The sequence below is a fragment of the Streptomyces sp. NPDC088387 genome (genome assembly GCF_044753385.1).
Classification (GTDB): domain Bacteria; phylum Actinomycetota; class Actinomycetes; order Streptomycetales; family Streptomycetaceae; genus Streptomyces.
Window position 1 is genome coordinate 459,332 of record NZ_JBIVNC010000007.1, and the last position, 23,844, is coordinate 483,175.

A 23,844-nucleotide genomic window follows, 5' to 3' on the forward strand; every position below is an offset into this window, starting at 1 on the left:
GACCCCGACACCAGCGGCTTCCTCCGGGGCGACCCCGACAGCACCGCCCTCTTTCGGGGCGACCCCGGCATCACCGGTCCGAGGTCGCGTCGTGCGCGTGGGCTCGCCGTTCCGGGACCGCGGCGACCCCTTCACGCCGGATCACCCATAGTGCGCCTCCGCCCACCACTGGCCCTGTTCCAGGACGAGCAGCCAGGCCGGGCCCGCCTCGGTGACGACCTGCATACGGACCAGGCGGCGGGCCCGGTCCGCGTTCCACCACTGCTCAAGAGCCGGCCACGGTCCCGCCCAGCCCTGTACCGCCTCGGGCCGGCCGCCCTCGACGATCAGGCGGGCCGGCGGCGCGGACAGCACCAGACGCGCGGAGACCGCCACCGACTCGCCGTCGGCGTCGAGCAGCCGGGCCTGATTCGGCCGGGCGGGCACCCACGCGGGGTGCGGAGCGGGCAGCCTGCCCGGCCAGGGCCCGTCGGGCAGCCGGTGCTCGGGCGGTACGTCGCCGAAGGCCACCCGTATCGCCCGCTCGGCGGGTCCCCGGCCACCACCGAGCTCGACCCGGGTCACGGCGTGGTGTCCGAGCATCGCCTGCAACCGGGCGGCGGCGGTCTGCATCTCGGCGGTCGCCGACCGGGCGCCGAAGAGGAGTTCCTGCCGGCCGGTGGCCGCGCTCAGCGCCTCGGGACGCAGCGTGAGCCGGACGATGCCGGTGGCCGCTCCGCCCCCGTCCGTCAGCGCTCCGGTCTCCTGCCATGCGGTGAGCTGCCAGCGCACCCGCTCGGCGACCGCGAGCTCCGACAGCTTTCCCTCGTGGCGCCACAGCCGGGTCAGCCGCTTTCCGCTCTGCGCGCCGGCGCCCGCGAGCTCCAGGGCGACCTCGATCCGGGCGCACACCGCCCCGGCCGCGGCGAGGCGTTCGTGCAGCCGCCGCGCGAGCTCCTTCGCCGCGAACGCGACCGGCTCCAGCAGGGTCCCGGCCGGCTCGAAGACATGGGCGACGGTGAGGTCCTGTCCGGGCGTCCGGGTGCTCAGGCCCCGCGCCTCCAGACCGCGGGCGGTGCGGTGGACGGCCGCGCCGTCCGCGCCGAAGCGGGTGGTCACCTTGTCGCCGGGCAGCGCCGCGAAGGCGCCGAGCGTGGGCAGTCCCATCCGGGAGAGGAGCACCGCGAGCTCCGGCCTGCCGAGCACCCCCACCGGGTACGGGGCGAGGAAGCGCGCGGTCTGCCCCACGGGAACGAGCCGGCCCTGCCGGGCGGCGAGCGCGGCGGCGAAGACCGTGTCCGCGGCACCCACACGCACCGGGAAGCCAACGGCGGCGACCGTCTCGGTGATCCGGTCGGCGAGGGCCCGCTCGCCGCCGAAGTAGCGGGCGGGACCGCGCGCGGGCAGTACGAGGAGACCGGGGCGGATCACCTCCCAGCGGGGGGCCACGTGCTGCTCCAGCTGCTGGAGGACCGGTTCGAAGCAGCGGATCTCGCCCTCCACGTCCCGTTCGCGCAGCTCCAGCTCGGGCGCACGGCTGGTGGCCTGCCGCAGCCGCATCCCCCGCCGTACACCGAGGGCCCGTGCGGCCGCGGAGCAGGCGACGACCTTCCCACCGGCGACAACAGCGGTCGCCCGCGCCCCGTCGGGGTTGCTGCCGTCGGCGACGATGGGCCAGTCGGGCAACCAGGCACAGACGACTCGTTCGACGGCGCTCATCCGACGACGTGCAGTCCGCCGCGGCGCGCCTCACCGGCCGGTGCGGCACCGGACCGCACCCCACCGGAGGACACCGCCCCGGGCACGTCGGCCGGGGTGTCCGTCGCATCGGGGGTGTCCTCGAAGGGGCGGGCCCGTCCATCGGGCCCGGGCAGCCACAGCTGTACGGTGCGCGGCGCCCCGCCCGCCGCTCCGCGCCCGGTGGCCGAGACCCGCACCCGCCGGGCCCGCAGCAGTCCGTGCCCGGCGCCGACGCCCTCCCAGCGCGAGGCGGTCACCGCCATCCGCAGCTCGGCGCCCTCCCAGGAGCCGGTGGTCAGGAGTATCGCTCCGGTACGGCGCAGCACCGCCGAAAGCCGTCGGGCCTGCCGGCCGGGAGCGGGACCGAGCGGGCCGAGCAGCAGCACCGGCACGGCCTCGGCGAGCGTGGCGACGACCTCGGGCCAGCGCTTGCCGGGGCGGTCCACCCACAGTCCGGTACCTACGCTCAGCCCCATCGACTCGGCGGCGAGCACCCCCAGCTGGGGCAGCCCGACCACCGCCCAGGCGCCCGCCTCGGCGGCGGCCGGTGCGGCGAGGGCGAGCAGCAGCGGCAGATCCCGCCCCACGCTCACGGTGGAGCCGGGGCGAAGGCGGCCGTCGGGCAGCAGGGACCCCAGCTCGGATGCCACCGGAAAACCGGTGCCGATTCGTGCATCGTCCCTGCTGAGGACCGGTACTGCTGGCGCCATAACCCCGATGATCGGACAACAGTTCGAATATCGCAAGGTGACTCACTGCCACCTACGACCCCCCGGCCCACCCCCACGGGCCGGACGTGGCCCTAACTCCCTTCCCCCACAAGGAGATCGTCCTCCCCGTGCGTCTCGGATGAAATTCCTCACCGGAATCCCGCGGGACGCACACCCGGTCGAACACGGGGTCCGGCCGCCACCCCAACGCGATCGCCCCGACCCCTTCCGTCAGCCGGTGACCGGCTCCGCCTCGACGAAGACGGCGCCGATCTCCGCCAGCCGCTTGGCCGCGTAGGCCGGGTCGATCAGGCCCTCGGGGGTGTGGATGCCCGGCACAACGGCCTCGCCGCGCAGCCCGATCAGCCGCTCGACCCCGAGGGCGATACCCAGGGCGGTCAGCGGGCGCTGCCCCTCCGCGTGGACGAGGTAGTGGCTCGTGCGCAGCGGCTCACCGCCCGGGCCCACACCTTCGAGGTCGATCCGGGCCTCGACGGACGGACCGCCGCCCCGGCGCCGGCCCGCGGACTCGCCGACGGCGAACGCGAAGCCGACGTCCCGCGCTCCGGTGGCGAGGGCGACGCCCGGCACGTCGAGGACGGCGATGCTCCGCGCGGGCAGGGTCCGGCCGTCGGACAGGACCAGGTCGACATCGGCGTCGGGGCCGTCGATCCAGCGGAAGGCCCCGTCACGGCGGACCAGACCCGCCGAGGTGACCTCGCCCCACCGCTCCAGGTCCGCGATCCCCGCGGGCCCGCCGGTGTCCGACTCGTCGAGCATGGCGCCGACCCGGACGGCGTCGACCCGCTCGAACTCCCGGGCCAGCTCCAGCGCCGCGACGGTGATCACCCCCGCACACCAGTGGCTGGCCAGCAGCATCGGCGCGGCGCCGGCCCGCTGGGCGCCCAGGACGACCTCCGGCGCGATGTCGACCAGGCCGCTGGAGAGGCTGAGGTAGGGCAGGCCGCGGTCCTGCGCGTATCCCAGCCCGTGCAGCCGCGAGTCCCACAGCGCGGCCACCACCGCCGAGTGCTCACTGCCCTCCGGGAGCCCGAGGTCGGTCCGCTCCAGATCGACGGTGACGGCCGTCGCGTTGCCCACCTCGTCGGCGACCCGCTGCGCGCGGCCGAGGTCACGCCCCGCGATCGTCAGCGGCAGATCGGGGTGCCACTCCCGCAGCAGCGCCGCGGTCCCCGCGCCCGCCTGCCCCGAACCGCCCAGGATCAGCACCGATTCCGTACGCCCCATGACGCACTCCCTCCATAAGGCCGCGTCCCGCGGGCCGCGGCGGCTACCTACATTCCGTAACCTACACTACGTAGCTTACATTTTGTAGCCTACTTTTTGTAACCTAGAGTGGAGGGCACGTATCCGGTACCGCGGAGGAGGACCATGGCGACGACCGCACCGACCCGGCTGTCCAGACCGGCCAGGCGGGAGCATCTGCTCGACACCGCCATGGAGATCGTGCGGGGCCAGGGCACCGACGGCCTGACGCTGGTCACCCTCGCGGAGGCCGCCGGGGTCAGCAGACCGATCGTGTACGACCACTTCGGCACCCGGCCCGGCCTGCTGCTCGCGCTCCACCGGCGCCTGGACGAACGCCAGCGCGCCGCCATCGCACAGGCCCTGCGGGACGCCGCCCCCACCAGGGCCGAGATCGCCGGCGTCATCAGCGCCGCGTACTTCGCCTGCGTCGACACACCCGAACTCATCGCCGTCTCCGCCGCGCTCAAGGGGAGCCCGGAGATGGAGGCGGCCCAGTACGAGCTGAACGACAGGTACACGGACCTGATGGCCGACGCGCTGTCGCCGTACTCCGGCCTTCCGCCCGAGGCCCTGCGGCTGCGCTGCGTCGGCCTGCTGGGCGCGGCCGAGGCGATCGCCGGTGAGCTCAACCAGGACCGAGTGACGTCCGAGGAGGCGGTGGACGCGCTGGCCGAACTGACCCTGGGCGCCCTCGGGGACCACCAGGACGGGGACCGCCCTCAGCAGGACAGGGACCGCCCTTAAGACAGGGCCCCTCCCTGAGCAGGGATCACAGACGAAAGTCCCGCCCCTCGCGAGAAGGGCGGGACTTCGTCGAACCGGATCGAACGGGTGGCGCCGGCTGATCAGCCGATCTGGGTACCCGTGGCGGAGAGCGCCTCCGTCACCGGCTGGAAGAAGGTCTCGCCGCCGGACGTGCAGTCACCGCTGCCGCCGGAGGTGAGGCCGATCGCCTGGTCGCCGGAGAACAGCGAACCGCCGCTGTCCCCGGGCTCGGCGCAGACGTCGGTCTGGATCAGGCCGTTGACGATGTCGCCGTTGCCGTAGTTCACGGTGGCGTCCAGGCCGGTGACCGAGCCGTCGTGCACCTGTGTGGTCGAGCCGCTGCGGGTGACCTCCATGCCGACGGTGGCGTCGGAGGCGCCGCTGATGGCCTGCGAGGAACCGTTGTAGAGGTTGACCTCGCTCGGGTGGTCGACGTCGGCCGTGTACTTGACCAGGCCGTAGTCGTTGTCCGGGAAGCTCGACGCCTCGTTCTCGCCGATGACGGTGCCGGACGAGTCCGACCACGTGGAGATACCCTCGGTGCAGTGCCCGGCGGTCAGGAAGAACGGCTCGCCGCCCTTGACCACGTTGAAGCCGAGCGAGCAGCGGCCACCACCGCCGGTGATCGCGTCACCGCCGGCCACGAAGGGCTTGAACTCCCCCTTCGTGCGCTGTAGTTCGGCCGTCGAGCCGAGACCGTCGACGACCTTGGTGAGCTTGGCCCACTCGGCGGCGGAGACGGTCTTGTCGGCGGTGACGACCACCTTGTTCGTCGTCGGGTCCGTCACCCAGGAGGTGCCGGGGATGGTCGCGTCGCTCTTGAGGGTGGTGCGGGCGGACTTCAGCTCGGCGAGGGTGTTCTGGACGATTCTGACCTTCGCCCCGGCCTCCTCGGCGATCCGCGCGGCGGTCTCGTCGACCACGTTCACCACGAGGTTCTTCGCCTTCGCGTCGTAGTACGTGCCCGCCGCGTCGGTGCCGAGGTTCTGGCCGAGCGTCGAGGCGAGCTTTCCGGCCGCCGGTGCCGACAGGGTCTTCGGCACCACCGTGTCCGGGGTCTCGCTTGCGTTCGCACTCTGGAAGGTGACTCCCGCGGCGACCAGTGCGGCGATACCCGCACCTGCCACGGCGGCCCGCCGCCTGGGTATGCGTCGGTGCTTCAACTCGCGTCCTCCTGTGGGGGATCGGCCGGGTCGGTTGTGGGGACCTCACCGGCCGAAAAGGGTCTTGGACTGGGCGCCCACTATTCCGACCCCTACAGGGAGCACACAAGGTCGACTTCAGGACGCGCGTACGGCAACCGTCGTGCGCGCCCCGTGCCTTGAGCCGCCGGAGAATGAGTTGAGCATGCACGGTCAACACCGTGCGGGGCCCGGATCGTTCGCAGCGCAAACACTACGTGCGAGTAACCGGTAAGCACGGGGTGAGGTCTAGTCCTGTCTTGAATTCGCCCCTTGCGAATCCGGATCCGTCCGTGTTTGGCCCACCGGAAGTTGCTCCTGCACCGATTGCTCCACGGGAGCCGGCGCCTGCTGCACCGACTGCTCCACGGGAGCCGGTGCCGGCTGCCGCACAGGAACCGGCGCCGGCTGCTGCGCCCGCTCCAGGAACCGCAGCAGCTCCACCGGGAAGGGCAGCACCAGCGTCGAGTTCTTCTCGGCGGCGACCGCGACCACGGTCTGGAGCAGCCGGAGCTGGAGCGCGGAGGGGGTGTCCTCCATCTGCTGGGCGGCCTCGGCGAGCTTCTTCGACGCCTGGAGTTCGGCGTCGGCGTTGATGACCCGGGCCCGCCGCTCCCGGTCCGCCTCGGCCTGCCGGGCCATGGAGCGCTTCATCGTCTCCGGCAGCGAGACGTCCTTGATCTCGACCCGGTCGATGGTGACGCCCCACTCCACCGCCGGGCTGTCGATCATCAGCTCCAGACCCTGGTTGAGCTTCTCGCGATCGGCGAGCAGATCGTCCAGCTCGCTCTTGCCGATGATGGACCGCAGCGAGGTCTGCGCCATCTGCGAGACGGCGAACCGGTAGTCCTCGACCCGGACGATCGCGTCGGCCGCCGAGGTCACCTTGAAGTAGACGACCGCGTCGACGCGCACGGTGACGTTGTCCCGGGTGATGCCCTCCTGGGCCGGCACCGGCATCGTCACGATCTGCATGTTGACCTTCTGGAGCCGGTCCACGAACGGCAGGATCATCGTGAACCCCGGCCCCCGCACATCGGGGCGGAGCCTGCCGAGCCGGAAGACCACACCCCGTTCGTACTGCTTGACGACGCGCGCCGCCGCCATCACGTACACCACGGCGGCGGACGCGAGCGCCGCTCCCGCCACCACCAGCTCCTCGACCATCACGGCCCCCAGGGTCCGACGTGGGCGCATCAAGAAGGTGCGCCGGGCCCCCGTCCTTCGACGGTAACCCCGGTCTCGGAGCAAGAGCGAGCCCCCGCACGCCAGTTGCGTGCGGGGGCTCGCCCGTGGTGCCGGATCCGGATCACACGGTACGTAAAGGGGTGCCGCGGGGTGAGAAGGCCTAGTAGACGCTCACGCCGTACGCGGCCAGCGCCTCGGTCACCGGCTGGAAGAACGTCGTACCGCCGGAGGAGCAGTTGCCACTGCCGCCGGAGGTGAGACCGTAGGCCGTGCCGTTGCTGCCGTAGAGCGAACCGCCGGAGTCGCCGGGCTCGGCGCAGACGTTGGTCTGGATCATGCCGTAGACGATGCCGTCGGTGCCGTAGTTGACGGTCGCGTTGAGCGCGGTGACCCGGCCGGTGTGCGTGCCGGTGGTGGAGCCGTCACGGATGACGGAGGTGCCGACGCTGGGCGTGGCCGCGCGGGTGATGTCCACTCCGTTCGCGGTGCCGGGCCGGGCGACGGACCCGGAGTAGCGCACGATCCCGTAGTCGTTGTTCGGGAAGCTGGAGCCGGTGGTCGATCCGATGACCGAGGTACGGCCGGAGTTGGAGTACCACGTACCCGCGCCGTCGGTGCAGTGACCGGCGGTCAGGAAGTACTGGACACCGCTGCTGTTCTGGACGTTGAAGCCGAGCGAGCAGCGCCAGCTACTCGCATAGATCGCGTCGCCGCCCTGGATCAGCTTCTGGAACCTGCCCGGGGTGTGCTTGATCGTCAGCGCGTCGGCGTTGCTGCCGGCCTGCGCCTTGATCTTGGCGATCTCCGCCTCGGACACGGTCGAGTCGACCGTGACGACCAGGCGGTTGGTCTTGCTGTCGACGGCCCAGGCGGTACCCGGGACATCGGCCTTGAGCACCGAGTCGCCGGCGCTCTTGAGCTGGTTGGCACTGAACGGGGTGACGTCCGAGGCGCTCGCGTTGGGGATCGCGATCGCGGCCGCGGCCACGAGTCCGGTGGAAACGGCGATCAGCCGGGTCCGTCTCGCAATACCGCTACGGGGGGTGGTGCGCTTGATCCTCACTTGTCGTTCCTCCACATGGGAAGTCGGGGGCCCACTTGTGGGGTCGGGGCCCGTGAGGCGCAGCCGGGAGACAGGCGTGCCCGGATTCCGGACATGCCGTGTTCCTGACAAGCGCTGAGGGGGAGTATTCGGCCGCACGGCCGATCGGCGCAAGGGTGCCTTTCGGCCGCGCGGCTTTGACCCCTCTTTACCCAGAACCCCCTCGGACACGGCCCCCGCCCGCACCCCCGCCGGCGCGCCCCGCTCGCGCCCGGCGTCCGTCGTCAGGCCGTCAGATCGCGCTCCCCCGCGGCGATCGGCAGGTCAAGCCGGTTCCCGGGCGGTGGGAAGGGGCGGACGAAGTGGTCCGCGAACGCGCACGGCGGCAGCAGCGCCCGGTTGAAGTCGACGGTCGTACGGCCCTCGTCGTCCGGCGCGGCCGGGCGCGGAAACCGGAAACGGTAACTGCCGTTCCCGCTGGTGGCGTCGCCGAAAACCGCCCACAGCGAGCCCTCCGGTTCCACCGCCACCCGAAGGGTCGGCTCCCGGCCGTCCAGGGTGAACGCCAGCTCGCCGCCGAGCCCGAGCCCCCGCTCCCGGCCGTCCGCGCTCTCGACCCTGACCACACGGTGGTCGTCGTACGCGGTGAAGCGTCCCGGCACCGACCACGCGGGTCGTGGGGCGTGGCCCGGATGCCCGGGAACTGTTGACGTGCGGGTGCGGCGGGGTCGTAATCGCGCACGCCCCACGCCCCTTCGCGCATCAACACCACCAGCCGGCGCTCCCCGTGCGCCACCCTCGCGGCGCCCGCCGGACCGGGGTCCGCGACCAGCCGCACCCGACCCGCGAAGGGACGCCCGTCCACGGCCAGACCGTCGTCCGCGTCCGCGGTGAGCACCACGGCGTCCCCGTCGGCCTCCCAGACCCCGGGGATGGCCGGAAGTCGCCCGTCCGGATTGTCTTCCAGCCAGTGAGTGCCGGTCAGCGCAAGCGGCCCACAGGGCGCCGACACGGTCTCCACCCGCGGCTCGCGCCACAGCCTCCACTCACCGGATACGTCCGCCATCTCTTCCCTTCCTCCACACCGGGACAGCCGTCCCTCCCGGGGAGAGCCGAGCGCGGACCTCCCTGTTCCGCCCGGTCCGCGCCGCCCTCAGCCCCCCCCCCTATGCGGCCGCCCGTTCGGCCAGTGTCTGGAGGAACAGCAGGACCGCTCTCGCCGTGGCGTCGTTCTGGCGGAATGCCGGGCCGCCGGTGCGTGGGCGGGTGAAGGCTCCGGCGCCGCGTCCGTCGGTGTGCGGTCCGAGGGCGAAGCGCCGCGGGTGCGGCAGTCCGGCCCGGTCCAGGACCCGCCCGTCGGCGGGGTCCACGGCCAGCAGTCCGGCCGGGGTCGTGGCGGCGCCCTCGGCGTACAGCTCCCGCAGCAGGGCGTCCCGCGCGCGCTCGACGGTGGGGTGCGGCAGCCGCGCCTCCACCAGCGCCCGGGTCTCGACCGTCCATCCCGGCACGGTCGGGCTGGACGCCCGGAAGACCCCGTCCTCGGCGGCGACGGCCATGTCGGCACCGACGAACCGGACCACCCCGGCGCGCGACAGCGCCCCCAGCTGCCGCAGCCGCGGCCCCGGCGGCCCGGACGCGAGGTAGCTGAAGAACCCGTGCCACCAGGGCCCGATGTCACCGAGCCGCACCAACTGCCCGTACACCGACAGCAGTGCGAGGAAAACCGCCAGGTCCGGGCTGTGCGCCGAGTCGTGACGGCGGGTCAGATCACCTTCCACATAGGCCCGCAGCTCCTCCTGGAACTCCTCGTGCGAGCCGAACCGCGCCCCGGTCAGCGGTCTGTCCAGCGCCGCGAGGTCGAGCCGGTCGGCGGGATCGGGCACGGCCTCGGCGACCAGGACGGCCCGCCCGGCGGGATCCGCCACCGCGTACCGCTCCTCGAACCGCTCCCACTCCATGGCGGTCCGCTCCGGATGCGCGGCGAACAGCCGGTGATAGTGCGCGAACCCCAGCTCCTTCTCCACCAGCGGCCAGACGTCCCGCCGGAAGTCGAACCCGTCCGGCCGGGCGAGCAGCGCGTCGATCTCGGCGGGCCCGAGGAACCTCGGCACCGGCGGCCGCTCACCGACGAGGTCGTAGCCGATCTTCGAGTGGTACGGCACTCCGCGCCGCGATCCGACGTACAGCACCGGCTCCCGCCCCGAAGGGAGGTAGGTGTCGCCCTCGTACCGTCCGCCGCGCCCCTCGGTGAGCAGCACCATGAGGTCGACGAAGGCGAGCCCGAAGCCGCGCACCAGCACGGGTTCGCCGGGCGCGAGTGCGCCGAGGTCGGTGTCGGCGGTGAAGTCCGGCGGCACGTGGACCAGGCCGTGTTCCCGGGAGTACGCCGCCAGCCGGCGCTGTTCGTCGTCGAGTTCGGCGTCGAGATGGCCGAGCGTGAGCACCACGAGGTCGGCGAGCAGCGGACGCGGCCGGCCCTCCAGCCAGACCTGCTGCCGTCCCTCGCGCGGTCCGCCGATCCGCAGGGCCCGCCGTGGGTGGTGGTGGACCCGGACCCCGGGCGGCAGCGCGGCCACCGCCTGCTGGTGCACCCAGCGCAGATAGGCGCCCTGGAGCCGGCGGTCGGTGAAGGTGCGGCCGTCGACGCCGGCCCACTCGTGCAGGGTCGGGCCGTGCCGTACGGGGCCGTCCATCGCCACCGAGTCGTCGGTGAACATCGTGACGTCCTCGGCGTGCGAGTTCATCCAGAGGAGCGGCGACTGGGCATGCCGCCAGACCCGTCCGGCGCCCGGCGGATGCGGGTCGACGAGATGGATGTCGAGGCCCGAACCGGCGTACAGCTCGGGTGCGTTGGCGGCGATCCGCTCGATCACACCGGTCCCCCGCGGCCCGGCGCCGACGATCACCAGGGAGGGCCTCGCGGCCGACGGGGTGGGCAGGTGAGAGGGCATGCGAAGGCTCCGTGACACGACAGTTCCAACACGGGTGGTGCCTTCACACGGGCGGCCCCGGGGGGCGCCGCACGGCCGAGCCCCTCAGCAGGGCCGTGGTACGACGAGAGTACGGGCCTGATCGCGGACGCTGTCAAGGCTGTCCGTACTGTGAGCGGTACGTCTCAGGCCGGTTGACGCGGAACCGGATGCCTGTTCCACTTGCCCCATGCATCCACAGCAGTGGCTGGTCAAGCGCTCCCACATCGACTTCGGTCGCGTGTGGTCCTCCTCCTGTTGAGCTGACCCCCTGCCCGCGCCCGCCCCGAAGGGCGGACGCCCGCCGTGTTCCCCCTTCTTCCCGGGAACGCGCTGCCCCCTGCCTTCACACGCGCCCCCTCCCCTCGCACACGAACACCCGGCACCCGCGCGGCCTCAGCAGCCGCCACAGCGGTCGCGTCAGCGGTCGTCCCAGCGGTCGCCTCAGCAGTCGCACCCACAGCCGTCGCAGCAGCACCCGTCGCAGCAGCTTCCGCAGTCGCAGCAATTGCCACAGTCACAGTTGCAATTGCTACAGAACGACTCCTTGCGCTCCCGCGTCCAGGGGTCCTCGTACTCCCCGCAGCACAGCTGGCACGTACAGGCCAGTCCGGCCCAGACCGCGCAGCCGGCGACCAGTCCACGCCTGCCCCGGTGCGGTGGCTCGGGCGGCACGGGGGTGCCGGGGCCGCCGGGCGGGGCGTAGGGACCGGCGCCATGGGCACAGGTCGCGGGGCCGAACGTACGGTCGACCGAGGCGGGCAGTTCGTGCACGAGCAGCCGGTGCGCGAGGCGCCCCTCGCTGAACTCGACCTCGGCCAGCGCGAGCCGGATGCCGTGCACCGCGTCGTCGGCGAGCCGGCGGGCCTCGGCGAGCGAGGTCCCCGTCGCGGCCAGCGGGTTCCAGGCCCCGGCGGCGGCGTCCGTGTCCCGGTCCTCGACGGCGTCCAGCAGATGCGCCAGCCGCCCGAAGAGCCGTCCGGCCTCGGCGAGCGGCTCGGCGTTGCCCGGCCGGCCGGCGAGCACGGCGGTGTGCGCGAACGCGGCGGCGGTGGCCGACTCGGTCGGTTCGGTGACGGTGAGCAGAGGTGTTCCCGGCCCGGCCTGCGCCTCGACAAGCAACTGCCGGTCCACCGCGTCGACCAGCACGTTCGTGTCGAATCCGACGGCGGAGCCACTGCGGGCGCCGGCCCGTCCCCAGCTCTCGGCGACCCGGCGCGCGGCGAGCGCCACCGGCCGGCGGGCCAGCAGCCCGTCCCCGTCGGCGACATGGTCACGCACCTTGGCGGAGGCGAGCACCAGCGAGACGGCCGCCGCGAGCCGGGCCCCCTCGCCGCGTGCGACGGAGGCGGTCCGCATCCCGCGCAACGGGCACGGTCCCGCCGTACGCCGCCAGGCACCCGCTTCCCGTGCGGGGCCGTCGACCTGAGCCTCCGTCAGAACCGAGACCAGCAAACCGTCGTAATTGGTGACAATCCTGGCGAACTGACCGTGGTCCTTGCGCAGGGCGAGGCAAAGCCCGCACAAATGCGCCAGCCATTGGGTTTTGAGTCGCTGATCGAGGCGATGACGACAGGGTCTGACTATTCCGAACAACACGATCCCCCGTGATGCGAACGACTTTGACGCCGTGTCGGACCGGCGTCCTCGGCGCCGCATCGTAGCCCCCCGTCAGCGATCCGCACCGGTCGTCTCGTTCACCCGTACGACCCCGTCATCACCCGTCCGCCGTGAAGAATCATATTTCACTCACAGTCAGCAGCCATAGCCCGTACGACCCTTGGGAAGCCTTGTCACACACGGGCTCTCGACGTATTGGCTGTGCACCAGTAACGTCACAAACCCCCCGTGCGGCGTCTATCCACTTGGCGCGTCATACGCATCATGGATGACCATAGGGATGCGGAACGCAGAAGAGACCGCAGTGAGAGGAGGCGTCCATGGGATCGGTGCGCAAGGCGAGTGCGTGGCTCGGCCTCGTCGACGACAACGAAGACGAGCGCTACTACGACGACGACTACTCCGAGGGGAACGAGCCCGGGGAAGCCTGGGTCACCGACGCCCGGGTGAAGGTGGCCACGGACTCGGCGCAGGAGAAGGGCCGCCGGATCGGCACGGTCACTCCGGACAGCTTCCGGGACGCCCGCGCCATCGGTGAGCTCTTCCGGGACGGCGTCCCCGTCATCATGAACCTCACAGCGATGGAGGCCGGCGACGCCAAGCGCGTGGTCGACTTCGCGGCGGGCCTGATCTTCGGCCTGCGCGGCTCCATCGACCGGGTGTCGAACCGGGTGTTCCTGCTGACACCGGCCGACACCGAAATCATCAACGGGGAACCTGCCGCGCACCGCTCGGACGGCTTCTTCAACCAGAGCTGAGGCAGGGCCGCTCACCCGGCCCTGCCCGCGCCGGTCCGCGCCACAGCGGTCCGGCCCGGTCAGCGGAAGGCGTCGAGCCCGGTGAGCGCCTTGCCCAGCACGAGCTGGTGCATCTCGACGGTGCCCTCGTAGGTGAGCACCGACTCCAGATTGGTCGCGTGGCGCATCACCGGGTACTCCAGGGAGATCCCGTTGGCGCCGAGGATCGTCCGCGCGGTACGGCAGATCTCGATCGCCTCGCGCACGTTGTTCAGCTTGCCGAAGCTGACCTGCTCCGGACGCAGCCGGCCGGCGTCCATCCGCCGCCCCAGATGGTGGGCGAGCAGAATCCCCTTGTGCAGTTCGACCGCCATGTCGGCGAGTTTGGCCTGGGTGAGCTGGAAGCCGCCGATGGGCCGCCCGAACTGCTCCCGCGACTTCGCGTAGTCGACGGCCGCCTCGAAACAACTGCGCGCCGCGCCCATCGCGCCCCAGACGATTCCGTAACGGGCGTGCGACAGACAGCTCAGCGGTCCGCGCAGTCCCGTGACCTCCGGCAGTACGGCGCCGGCCGGCAACCGGACGTCGTCGAGGACCAGTTCACTGGTGACGCTCGCCCTCAGTGACCACTTGTGCCTGATCTCCGGCGCGGAGAAGCCGGGTGCGTCGGTGGGCACCGCGAACCCCCGGATCCCGTCGTCGGTCTGCGCCCACACAACGGCGACACCGGCGACGGAGCCGTTGGTGATCCACATCTTCCGCCCGTTGAGCACCCAGTCGGACCCGTCACGCTTGGCGTAGGTCCGCATGCCGGCGGGATCGGACCCGTGATCGGGCTCGGTCAGCCCGAAGCACCCGATGACGTCCCCGGCCGCCATCCGAGGCAGCCACTCCTGCCGCTGTGCCTCACTGCCGAACCGGTGGATGGCGTACATCGCGAGGGAGCCCTGCACCGACACGAGCGAGCGGACTCCGGAGTCGGCCGCCTCCAGCTCCAGACAGGCGAGCCCGTACTGCACGGCGCTCGCGCCGGCGCACCCGTACCCCTGGAGCGACATCCCGAGCGCCCCGATCCCCCCGAGCTCCTTCGCCAGTTCGCGGATCCCCGGCAGCTCACCGCTCTCGTACCACTCGGCGACGAACGGCACCACCCGCTCCCCCGCCCACCTGCGCACGGTCTCCCGCACGGCCAGATCCTCGGGTTCGAGCAGATCGTCGAGCCCGAGCGGATCCCGGGGATCAAAGGCAGGCAGCTTCGACACGAATCACCCTCCAAAAGCCTCAAAAACTAGCACCGCTAACACCGAACGTCCTCCGACGCTACGACGCACGCTGACGGAGGTCCAGGGGGTGGGGACCGGGGCGCCCCCGGACGGCTGGGCCCAGCCCCTGCCGGTAAAGGTCTAGACCGGGACGCGGGGGGTCACGGCCTCACGGGGCGCCGGTACCTCCGCGAGAGGCGCCTCGCACTGCATCCCCCGCGGCAACCGCAACGCCGCCACCGCCCCCAGCAGCAGCAACCCCGCACTGACGAGCAACGTCACATGCAGCCCGTGCACAAAGGAGTCCCGCGCCGCCCGGCGCAGGGCCACCCCGGCCGACCCACCGAGCCGGTCGGCCACCTCGTAGGCCTCCCCGAGCGAATGCCCCGCCGACTTCGACGCGGACGCCGGCACCCCCGGCACGGACGCAAGCCCGGGCGTGTACGCCGCGTTCATCACACTGCCGAGGAGCGCGATCCCGATCCCGGCCCCGAGTTGGTACGAGGTCTCGCCGACCGCCGCCGCACCACCCGCCTGTTCCGGCGGAGCCTCGCTCAGCATCGACTCGTACGCCCCGAACAGCGTTGTCTCCAGCCCGAACCCGAGCAGCACGAACCCGCTCAGCAGCAGCGGCGCGTTGTCCGCGTGTCCCATCGACGTGAGCAGCACCACCGCGAACGCCGTGAGCGCGAACCCGGCGCACACCATCCGCCGCGGCCCGAACCGGCGCAGCAGCCGCGCCCCGAACAGCCCCGCGGCCATCGCCGCTATGGTCAGCGGCAGCAGCCGCAGCCCGGTCTCCAGCGGCGAGAGCCCCAGCACCAGCTGGAGATACTGCGCCGCGATCAGCTCAAGACCGACCAGCGCGAGCATCGCGAGCACAATGCACCCGACGGACGTGCTGAACGCCGGCCGGGCGAACATCCGCAGGTCGACGAGCGGATGCTTGCGCCGCCGCTGACGCCGTACGAACAGGACGAGAAGCGTGACGCCGGCGACGAGCTGGACCAGCGTGAACGGGCCGCCCGGATCCTCGCCCCCGCCCAGCCGCTTGACCCCGAGCACCACACCGAAGAGTCCGGCCGCCGCCATCAGCGCGCCGACGACGTCCCAGGGACCGTCGTCCGAACCCGTCGACTCGGGCAGCAGAAGTCGCCCCACCGGCAGGCTGATCAACATCAACGGGATGTTGACGAGGAAGACCGAACCCCACCAGAAGTGCTCCAGGAGGAACCCGCCGAGCAGCGGTCCGACGGCCGCGCCCACGGCGGCGACCGCGCTCCAGATGCCGATGGCGAGCGCCCGCTCGCGCCGGCTCGGGAAGACCTGGCGCAGGATCGACAGCGTCGCGGGCATGATCATCGCGCCGCCGACGCCGAGCAGCGCCCGCGCCACGATCAGCACCTGCGCGGTGTCGGCGAGGGCCGCCATCGCGGAGGCGACGCCGAACAGGCCGTACCCGAGGAGCAGGATCCGTCTGCGGCCGACCCGGTCGCCGAGCGTGCCGAAGAGGATCAGCAGCGAGGCGCAGACAAGGGGATAGGTGTCGACGATCCAGAGCAGCTCTATCGCGCTGGGTTTGAGGTCCTCGGTGACGGCCGGCACCGCGACGTGCAGCACGGTGGCGTCGACCGCGACCAGCAGCAGGCTGGTGCACAGGACCACGAGGACGACCCAGCGGTTGGCACCGGCCCCGGCCGCCCGACGGCGCAGCGCAGCGGCGGCCGTGGTCGTCCCGGACATGTACGTACCTCCCAGAAGTTCCCTCGCGATCGGCGGGTTCTCGGGGTGGGGGACTCCCCCGAGACTCGGCCGGAGAGGAGCGGTGGTCTCCGGCCCGCGCATCGGACGGCGAGTGACACGTCAGAGTACGCGAGTCGGTGCGGGCGTCGCGTGGCGGACCTCTCACATGTCCTGCACAGACATGTGGCGTACGCCACGTACTCACCCGTCTCCACACCACCGCGAGCGGTACGGCTCCGGGCGCCGTCGATAATCGAGCCCGTGACCGATCTTGAAACGCCCGTGGCACGACCGCTCCTCGCGAGGGCGGCCCCGGCCCTGCTCGGCTACGCGGCCGTGCGCGCCCTGGGCCTGGTCGCCCTGGCCGTGTGGAGCGCCGGGCGCGACAAGAGCCCGTACACACTGCTGACCGCCCGCTGGGACGCGCTCTGGTACACGAGAGTGGCCGAGCTGGGCTACGGCTACGAGGTCCGCCTCGCGAACGGCGACGTCCACTCCAACCTCGCCTTCTTCCCGCTGCTGCCGTGGCTGGAGCGGCTGCTGCACGCGGTCACGCCGCTGTCGTACGCCGACTCCGGCTTTGCCGTGAGCCTGCTCGCCTCGCTCGCGGCGGCCTGGGGCGTCTTCGCCGTCGCCGATCATGTGTACGGCCGCCGGGTGGGCGTGTGCGCGGTGCTGCTGTGGGCCGTGCTGCCGGTCGGGATCGTGCAGTCGATGGCGTACAGCGAGTCGCTGTTCACGGCCCTGGCCGCCTGGTCGCTGTACGCGGTCCTCACCGGCCGCTGGCTCACGGCCGGCACCCTGGCCCTGCTGGCGGGGCTGACCCGCCCGGTGGGTCTGGCGGTGGTCGCGGCGCTCTGGACGGCGGCGATCGTGTCGTTCTTGCGGGAGCGCGGGGCCGAGGAGCACGCGGGCGCACCCCCGTGGCGGCGCGCCCTCGGCATGCTGCTGGCGCCCCTCGGCGCCGCCGGTTACGTCCTGTGGGTGGGCCACCACACGGGCAAGGGCCCCCTCGGTTATCTGGACGTCCAGGCGGGCTGGCGCAACGGCTTCGACGGCGGCTGGGCCTTCGCCCGGTTCGTCGCCGACAAGTTCACGTCGTTCCCGTCCGCCCTCGCCGGCATCGGCCTGATCGTCGGGGTCGCCCTGCTGATCCGGCTGTACGCCGTCTGTGTGCGGCAGCGCCAGCCGCTGCCGCTGCTGGTGTACGCGGGTGTCGTCACCCTGCTCGCCCTGTGCGCGTCGAGTTACTTCGGCTCGAAGCCACGCCTGCTGATGCCGGCCTTCCCGCTGCTGCTGCCGCTCGCCGTGGCGCTGGCCCGGCTGCGTACACCGAGGTCGGCGGCGGTGGTCGGCGCGGTCGCGGTGGCGTCGGCGGTGTACGGGGCGTTCTGGCTCAACGGCTCCGGCCCCCCGTGACGCTCACCGTCCGTGACGGTGAGCGCATGGACAATTCCACACCACGTCCTGGTGAACGAATACATAATCCCGGTAAAACGCTGCCCCTGGAATGATCAAAGGAATTGAAGGCGGCCCGTCCGAGGCATTGCGGATTCCTTGGAAATAAACCCCTCGCGAGAGCAATCCCACATCACATCGTCATTACAAAGGCGCTGCCTGCACCGGAATCACACCTCACTCCCTGTAGCGTCGATTGGGTGCGTACCGAACCAAGGCCAACCGGGCTAGACCGGATCTTCGCCCGACTGGACCGTGAGCCGGAGCGGCCCAGCCTCGACGTGCCGCGGATGACGCGGCACCGGGTGGTGCTGTTCGGCGCGACGCTGACCTTCTACATCACCATCGTCCTGGCGGTGGTGACGACCTCCTGGCTGGTCCGCTTCGACTGGCAGGCCATGCTCTTCCGCCCGTACCAGCAGTGGCCGGAGATCCACGCCTTCCTCGACTACTGGGTGGTCCTCGGCCAGCGCGGCCCGACCGCCGTGATGGTCGCCGCCTGGCTGGGCTGGCGCTGCTGGCGCCAGCACACCGTGCGCCCGCTGCTCGCGTTCGGCACCGCGCTGCTGCTGCTCAACATCACGGTCGGCGCCGTGAAGTACGGCCTGGGCCGCTCGGGCCCGCACTACGCGACCGAGGTCGGCTCCAACGAGATGTGGCACTGGTTCCAGGCCGGAAGCGACATATTTCCTTCGGGCCACACCGCGAACGCCGTGGTCACCTGGGGCATCCTGGCCTATCTGGCCTCCACCCCGGCCGCCCGGCGCTGGCTGTCCGCGCTGTCGGCCGTGATGTCCCTCAGCGTGGGTCTGACCACCGTCTACCTCGGCACGCACTGGCTCAGTGACGTGCTGCTCGGCTGGGCGGCGGGCCTGCTGGTGCTGCTCGCCCTGCCCTGGCTGGAGCCGCTGATCGCGCACTGCGAGGCCGTGCTGTTCGATCTGCGGGACCGTCTGTACGCCCGCGCGCGTGCCACCGCCCCCGCCGCAGAGCCCACCCCCGCCCCGGTGGGCGCCCCGGCCTCCGTACTCCCGGCCGCCGCGGACGAGACGGCCCCGGTGCGCGAGACCGCCGGCTCCACCGCCCCGCGCACCGCCCGCACCCCCGTCTACCTGGCCCCGGGCCCGCACACCACCCGCTCCGAGCGCACCCCGGTCACCCCGGCGGGCAGCAGGCGCCCCCCGCAGACCGACCGCGGCGCGCGCGGTACGGCGTCGACACCCCGCCCGGTGACCGGCGGCTGACCACCCATGAACCGGCGGGCGCCCGGTACGCACACACCGCGCCCGCCCAGCCCAGCCCGAAGGCCCCGGTCCTCCTGAACGGACCGGGGCCTTCGTATGTCCTGCCGTGCCGGGTCAGCCCTTCCAGGCGCGCGTCACCCGGCCGTCCCTGACCTCGAAGTTCAGCCGTCCCGCGCGGTACTCCATGGTGATGATCGCGCCCGGCGGCAGCGCGCGGACGGTCGACCACCCGCGCTCGCGTGCGCTGCGCTCGGCCGCGTCGGCGTCGAGGCCGACATAGGTGTCGGTGCTGTCGTCGGGTTCCCCGGAGGGTGTCGGTATCCGTGCCATACGGCCACGCTAGGCGCTGCGCGACGGGCGCGGTAGCGGGCCGGTCGGACCGCCGGTGGCGGAACACGGACACCGAGGGTCACCGGTTCCCGGGCGGTCACGCTTTTGTCACAGCATCACGACACGCGTTTCGGCGGAACTCCCTCACCCGGACGAGGGGATCCGTACGCGTTCCGCAGGCATTCGAACGTAATTCCCGCGTGCCGCACCGGCGCCCCGAAATGCCGGGCGGAAAGCGCCCCGAAGGGCCGTCCCGTACGGCATTTCACCGGGATTCCGGGTGGGGCCGGGGAAGCGGACACGCACCCGGAATCCGGGGCCGGCGCACGGTTTCTGTCCGTTCCCTGTCGACGGGCCGGGCGGGCTTCACGGCGCCGCTCCGGAGGCGCTGGTCGCGCCCGGCGTGCGATCCGCGCCCGCCGCGGACGACCCGTTCCTGGCGAGCGCCCGGCTCAGCCGGTCCCGTGCCGTGGTGATCGCGTCGGTCAGCTCACGCGGCTCGACGACCTCGAACTCCAGGCCCAGCAGCATCACGTGAATCACCATCACGTCGAGGTTCGCGGCACCGGTGCGCAGGATGCAGGTGTGCTCGGTCTCCGCCTCCAGTGTGCCCGCGGACGGGGAGATCTGCCCGGCCGCCTCGGCCAGGGGCGCCAGCACCCGGACCACGGCCTGTGCGGCGTACGCGCGCGTGGAGACACCCCGGGAGACATAGGCGGCCAGGTCCTCGGCGGGTGCCTCGCGCGGGGTGAAGCGCGGGCCGTGCGGGGGCCTCGGGGTGATCCGGTCGGCCCGGAACGTCCGCCAGTCGGCGCGGTCCAGGTCCCAGGCGACCAGGTACCAGCGGCGCTCGGTGCAGACCAGCCGGTGCGGTTCCACACTGCGCCGGGTCGAGGCGCCCTCGTGGTCCCGGTAGTCGAAGCGCAGCCGCTCGGTGTCCCGGCACAGCCCCGCCAGCTCGCTCAGCAGCCCCGGGTCGACGGCGTCGGGGCGCTGGGCGCGCAGCATCGGCACGGTGAAGGCGTTGAGCGCGCCGACCCGGCGCCGCAGCCGGTGCGGCAGTACCTGTTCCAGCTTGGCCAGCGCGCGTACGGAGGTCTCACCGATGCCCTCGATGCCCTGCCCGGCGGCCGTGCGCAGGCCGACCGCCACAGCGACGGCCTCGTCGTCGTCGAGGAGCAGCGGCGGCAGTTCGGCGCCGACGCCCAGCTGGTAGCCGCCGCCGGTGCCGGGGCTGGCGTTGACCGGGTAGCCCAGCTCGCGCAGCCGGTCGACGTCGCGGCGCACGGTCCGCGGGGTGACGCCGAGGCGGTCGGCGAGGTCGGCTCCGGACCATTCCCGGTGGGCCTGGAGCAGCGAGAGGAGACGCAGCAGTCGTGCCGAGGTTTCGAGCATGGAAGGAAGTCTGGCAGCAGTTGCGGACAGCGGTTGTCCGCAAGGGTCCCTACTTTGGACTCATGGACACCACGGTGCACGACTTCCGGATCGACATCCCGCAGGCCGACCTCGACGACCTGCGTAGCCGCCTGGACCGGACCCGCTGGCCCGACGAACTGCCGGACGCGGGCTGGGACTACGGCACCTCGCTCCCGTATCTCCGGGATCTCGCCGCGTACTGGCGGGACGGGTACGACTGGCGCGGGCACGAGGCGGCGATCAACGAGTTCCCGCAGTACACGACCGAGATCGACGGCGCGACCGTGCACTTCCTGCACGTCCGCTCACCGGAGCCGGACGCGCTGCCGCTGCTGCTGACCCACGGCTGGCCGGGCTCGATCGTGGAGTTCCTCGGCCTGATCGGCCCGCTGAGCGACCCGCGCGCGCACGGCGGCGACCCGGCCGACGCCTTCCACCTGGTGATCCCGTCCCTGCCGGGCTTCGGCCTGTCCGGCCCGACGCGCGAGAAGGGCTGGAACATCAGCCGTACGGCCCGGGCCTGGGCGGAGCTGATGCGCCGGCTCGGCTACGAGCGGTACGGCGCCCAGGGCGGCGACCTCGGCGCGCTGGTCTCCCCCGAACTCGGCCGCCTCGCACCCGAGTCCGTCGTCGCGATCCATGTGAACGCCGCGTCGGTCGGCTTCATCCCGCTCGGCCCGGTGTCCGAGGAGGAGCGGGCCGGACTCGACGAGCGCGAGCTGCGCAGTCTCGCGTCGATCGAGCGGTTCACCACCGACGGCTTCGGCTACAACGTCCAGCAGTCGACCCGCCCGCAGACCCTGTCGTACGGGCTCACGGACTCGCCGGTCGGCCAGCTCGCCTGGATCGTCGAGAAGTTCAAGGAGTGGACGCACTCGTCGGCCGAGCTGCCCGAGGACGCCGTCGACCGGGACGCCCTGCTGACGAACGTGATGCTGTACTGGCTGACCGGCACGGCCGGTTCGGCGGCCCGTATGTACTACGAGAACGGTCACTCGGGCGACTGGTTCCCGGTCTCGCCCTCCGGGGTGCCGACCGCCGTCGCCAACTTCGGCGACGACGTGGCGATCCGGCGCTGGGCCGAGCAGGCCAACACTCTGGTGCGCTGGACGGAGTTCGACCGCGGCGGGCACTTCGCGGCCCTGGAGGTGCCGGAGCTGCTGACCGGGGACGTACGGGAGTTCTTCCGCTCGTACCGCTGACGGCCGCTTGGGTCAGGGCTGGTCGGTCAGGGTAGTGGGTCAGAGCTGATCGGTCAGGCTGGTGGGTCAGGACTGGTGGGTCACGGCTCCCAGGACAGCTGCGGCACCTCGAAACACGTGTCGTTCATGTCCCCCTGGCCCACCCAGCCCTCGCCGTCCTGCCAGCGGGCCACCGACAGACACGCCCGGCGGGTCTTCGGCGGCTCCGGCAGCGCCTCGAAGCGCACGGGCAGCAGCAGCCCGCCGGCGGTGTAGCCGTCGCTGCCGCGCACCTGCTCGTCGACGCACGCGCGCGTGACGCCGGTTCCGGTCGTGGCGCACTCCCGCGCGGCGTCCGTGAACCACCGGGCCGCCGCCCACCCCTCCAACTGCCACTGCGCGTGCGAGGCCAGCTCCTCGGTCGCCGCACGGAACTCCCGTACGGCCTCGTCGTCCGGGTCGTCGAAGTTGCGGCTCGCACCCGTCGCCCACAGCGCGTTGCGGCAGCGCGGCGCGTCCCGGTAGTCGTCGGCGACCTTCGACGTCCAGTTCTGTACGTTCGTCACCTTGGCGGTGACGTCGGCGCCGACCTCGTCCATCGCCTCGCACAGCCGCGCGTTGCCGTGGCCGTCGATCGCGTCGAAGACCAGGTCGGCGCCCTGCTCCTTCAGATCGGCCGCCACCGCGCGGAAGTTGGGCAGCGCGAAGTCGACCTGCTCGGTGACCACCTTGTAGCCCTCCGCGCGCAGACCGCGCTCGACCAGACGCGCGTAGGCGGCGGAGGAGGCCTGGTTGTACGAGACGACGGCGGCGGTGCGGGCGCCGTGCTCGCGCTTGAAGTACCGGTAGACCTCGGTGCCGCCGTACAGCTGTCCGCCCCAGCCGGGGGTGCCGTCGCGGGGCGCGAGGCTGCCGTAGATGCCGTACAGGTGCGGCCAGGTGTCGTAGGCGGCGCCGATGGGCTGGCCGCCGATGTCGGGCACGCGCGCGTGGGAGACGCGGGAGGCGCCGGCGTAGTCGAGCGCGGTGGTGGCGACCAGCGCGACGACCTTCTCCTCGTCGATCAGCTTGTGCACGCACTCGTTGTTGCCGACACCGCTGCCGCCGTCGTCGCAGAGCCGGACGTCGACGCGGCGGCCGTTGATGCCGCCGCGCGCGTTGAGCCGGTCGAAGTACGCCTTGGCGCCGTCGCGCGGGCCGGTGAAGGCGTCGCCGCCGACCGGGCTGGTGACGCTGGTGATGATGCCGACGCGCAGCGGCTCGGCGTCCCGCGTCGGCGCCCCGGTCGCCGTGCTCCGCTCCTCGAAGTCGCTCTCCGGCAGGCGGCTGCCGCAGGCTGTGCCCAGGGCGAGCAGCAGCACCGCGGCGGCGGCCTCAGCAGCCCGGCAGCGGCGACTGCGACGCGGCATCGGTCTGGCTCAGCTGGACCAGTGCGCACAGGGTCTTCGCGGACACCTTCCAGGTACCGTCCTGCTCGACGGCGGTCCCGGCGGCGCCGGGCAGCGCGGTGGCGCCCTCCAGGGTCAGGTTGTACGTCACGTCGGCGTCGGTCGCCGAGGTGAACTCGACCTTCTCGACCTCCGCCCGGACCTGGCCGCCGCGTTCGTCGCCGCTGAAGGCCTGGAGCACGGGCGCCATCTCGTCGCCGTTCTCCAGCACGGCCCGCTTGTCCGTCAGGGACGTCTTCGGGTCGAAGAACTTCTGCCAGTTCTCCTCGACCTCTCTCGTGGCCGCCGCCGGATCGGCGGGACCGCTCGCCGAGGGGTCACCGGTGTCTCCGCCGGTGTCGTCGGGGGTGGGCTCCGTCCGCTCCACCGAGGGGGTCGGGGGTGGGCTGTCGCCTCCGCCGCCCGTGTCGTCGCTGCACGCCGCGAGGGCGGGGGCGAGGAGCAGCAGCAGGGCGGCCGCCAGGGCCGTCCCCCGTCCGCGTGTCCTCGGACCGTTCACCTTCGTCGCGTGCCGCCGCCTGAGGTCGCTCCCGAGAACCATCTGGCTCACCACCGGGTGTCG

The 23,844-nt window shown here is 72.3% G+C and carries 19 protein-coding genes and 1 pseudogene; 5 read left to right on the forward strand and 15 right to left on the reverse strand.

The annotated features are described in order from the left end of the window. Window positions 1–141: 141 nt before the first annotated feature. From ACIQAC_RS21500 to ACIQAC_RS21510, 3 genes are all read right to left on the reverse strand, one after another. Window positions 142–1,698: a DNA polymerase Y family protein gene (locus ACIQAC_RS21500; protein ID WP_402193316.1), complete on the reverse strand. Its 1,557-nt coding sequence runs from the start codon at window positions 1,696–1,698 to the stop codon at window positions 142–144. Then, window positions 1,695–2,369: a hypothetical protein gene (locus tag ACIQAC_RS21505; protein WP_402193317.1), complete on the reverse strand. Its 675-nt coding sequence runs from the start codon at window positions 2,367–2,369 to the stop codon at window positions 1,695–1,697. Before ACIQAC_RS21505 ends, ACIQAC_RS21500 begins: the two co-directional genes overlap by 4 nt. A gap of 291 nt (window positions 2,370–2,660) precedes the next feature. Further along, a complete protein-coding gene (locus tag ACIQAC_RS21510) occupies window positions 2,661–3,677 on the reverse strand; it encodes a saccharopine dehydrogenase (protein WP_402193319.1) in 1,017 nt (338 codons plus the stop codon). 144 nt (window positions 3,678–3,821) lie between these two features. On the opposite strand from ACIQAC_RS21510, the gene ACIQAC_RS21515 reads away from it, so the two are divergent. Then, complete coding sequence (locus ACIQAC_RS21515) at window positions 3,822–4,442, forward strand: TetR/AcrR family transcriptional regulator (RefSeq protein WP_402193321.1); 621 nt, start codon at window positions 3,822–3,824, stop codon at window positions 4,440–4,442. Between the two features lie 101 nt (window positions 4,443–4,543). On the opposite strand, the gene ACIQAC_RS21520 is transcribed toward ACIQAC_RS21515, so the two are convergent. The 6 genes and pseudogenes from ACIQAC_RS21520 to ACIQAC_RS21545 form a co-directional block, all read right to left on the reverse strand. After that, window positions 4,544–5,626 carry a S1 family peptidase gene (locus ACIQAC_RS21520; protein ID WP_402193322.1) on the reverse strand — a complete coding sequence of 361 codons (1,083 nt, stop codon included), beginning with the start codon at window positions 5,624–5,626 and terminating at the stop codon, window positions 4,544–4,546. 267 nt (window positions 5,627–5,893) lie between these two features. Continuing rightward, a complete protein-coding gene (locus ACIQAC_RS21525) occupies window positions 5,894–6,811 on the reverse strand; it encodes a slipin family protein (protein ID WP_402193413.1) in 918 nt (305 codons plus the stop codon). Between the two features lie 181 nt (window positions 6,812–6,992). Further along, window positions 6,993–7,895: a S1 family peptidase gene (locus tag ACIQAC_RS21530; RefSeq protein ID WP_402193323.1), complete on the reverse strand. Its 903-nt coding sequence runs from the start codon at window positions 7,893–7,895 to the stop codon at window positions 6,993–6,995. 263 nt (window positions 7,896–8,158) lie between these two features. Next, window positions 8,159–8,940 (reverse strand): annotated as a pseudogene (locus ACIQAC_RS21535) (DUF1684 domain-containing protein). Between the two features lie 100 nt (window positions 8,941–9,040). Next, the gene (locus tag ACIQAC_RS21540; protein WP_402193325.1) at window positions 9,041–10,825 is read right to left on the reverse strand and encodes an FAD/NAD(P)-binding protein; all 1,785 of its coding nucleotides are present in this window, start codon (window positions 10,823–10,825) and stop codon (window positions 9,041–9,043) included. Window positions 10,826–11,287: 462 nt separating this feature from the next. Then, window positions 11,288–12,439, reverse strand: coding sequence for a DUF5685 family protein (locus tag ACIQAC_RS21545; protein WP_402193415.1), 1,152 nt, complete (start codon window positions 12,437–12,439; stop codon window positions 11,288–11,290). A 344-nt stretch (window positions 12,440–12,783) separates the two neighbouring features. Here ACIQAC_RS21545 and ACIQAC_RS21550 point away from each other — a divergent pair, with 344 nt between their 5' ends. Beyond that, window positions 12,784–13,221, forward strand: a complete 438-nt coding sequence (locus tag ACIQAC_RS21550; protein ID WP_402193327.1) for a cell division protein SepF — start codon at window positions 12,784–12,786, stop codon at window positions 13,219–13,221. Between the two features lie 59 nt (window positions 13,222–13,280). Here the strand turns inward: ACIQAC_RS21550 and ACIQAC_RS21555 are convergent, their stop codons facing one another. Continuing rightward, window positions 13,281–14,453, reverse strand: coding sequence for an acyl-CoA dehydrogenase family protein (locus tag ACIQAC_RS21555; protein ID WP_402193417.1), 1,173 nt, complete (start codon window positions 14,451–14,453; stop codon window positions 13,281–13,283). Between the two features lie 150 nt (window positions 14,454–14,603). Further along, window positions 14,604–16,205 carry an MFS transporter gene (locus ACIQAC_RS21560; RefSeq protein WP_402193329.1) on the reverse strand — a complete coding sequence of 534 codons (1,602 nt, stop codon included), beginning with the start codon at window positions 16,203–16,205 and terminating at the stop codon, window positions 14,604–14,606. A 261-nt stretch (window positions 16,206–16,466) separates the two neighbouring features. Between ACIQAC_RS21560 and ACIQAC_RS21565 the strand changes: the two genes are divergently transcribed. After that, window positions 16,467–17,624, forward strand: coding sequence for a mannosyltransferase family protein (locus ACIQAC_RS21565; RefSeq protein ID WP_402193330.1), 1,158 nt, complete (start codon window positions 16,467–16,469; stop codon window positions 17,622–17,624). Between the two features lie 239 nt (window positions 17,625–17,863). Beyond that, entirely contained in the window at window positions 17,864–18,907 is a 1,044-nt protein-coding gene (locus ACIQAC_RS21570) for a phosphatase PAP2 family protein (RefSeq protein ID WP_402193331.1), read from the forward strand. Window positions 18,908–19,021: 114 nt separating this feature from the next. Here ACIQAC_RS21570 and ACIQAC_RS21575 read toward each other — a convergent pair whose 3' ends face one another. Together ACIQAC_RS21575 and ACIQAC_RS21580 are read right to left on the reverse strand one after the other, a co-directional pair. Next, window positions 19,022–19,237, reverse strand: a complete 216-nt coding sequence (locus tag ACIQAC_RS21575; protein ID WP_402193332.1) for an I78 family peptidase inhibitor — start codon at window positions 19,235–19,237, stop codon at window positions 19,022–19,024. 366 nt (window positions 19,238–19,603) lie between these two features. Beyond that, window positions 19,604–20,632, reverse strand: a complete 1,029-nt coding sequence (locus ACIQAC_RS21580) for a helix-turn-helix transcriptional regulator (RefSeq protein ID WP_402193334.1) — start codon at window positions 20,630–20,632, stop codon at window positions 19,604–19,606. 62 nt (window positions 20,633–20,694) lie between these two features. Between ACIQAC_RS21580 and ACIQAC_RS21585 the strand changes: the two genes are divergently transcribed. Next, complete coding sequence (locus ACIQAC_RS21585) at window positions 20,695–21,855, forward strand: epoxide hydrolase family protein (RefSeq protein WP_402193336.1); 1,161 nt, start codon at window positions 20,695–20,697, stop codon at window positions 21,853–21,855. Between the two features lie 80 nt (window positions 21,856–21,935). Here the strand turns inward: ACIQAC_RS21585 and ACIQAC_RS21590 are convergent, their stop codons facing one another. Further along, entirely contained in the window at window positions 21,936–23,243 is a 1,308-nt protein-coding gene (locus ACIQAC_RS21590) for an ABC transporter substrate-binding protein (protein ID WP_402193337.1), read from the reverse strand. Continuing rightward, window positions 23,209–23,823, reverse strand: coding sequence for a hypothetical protein (locus ACIQAC_RS21595; protein WP_402193338.1), 615 nt, complete (start codon window positions 23,821–23,823; stop codon window positions 23,209–23,211). The genes ACIQAC_RS21590 and ACIQAC_RS21595 overlap by 35 nt, the downstream gene beginning before the upstream one ends. Between the last annotated feature and the right edge of the window lie 21 nt (window positions 23,824–23,844).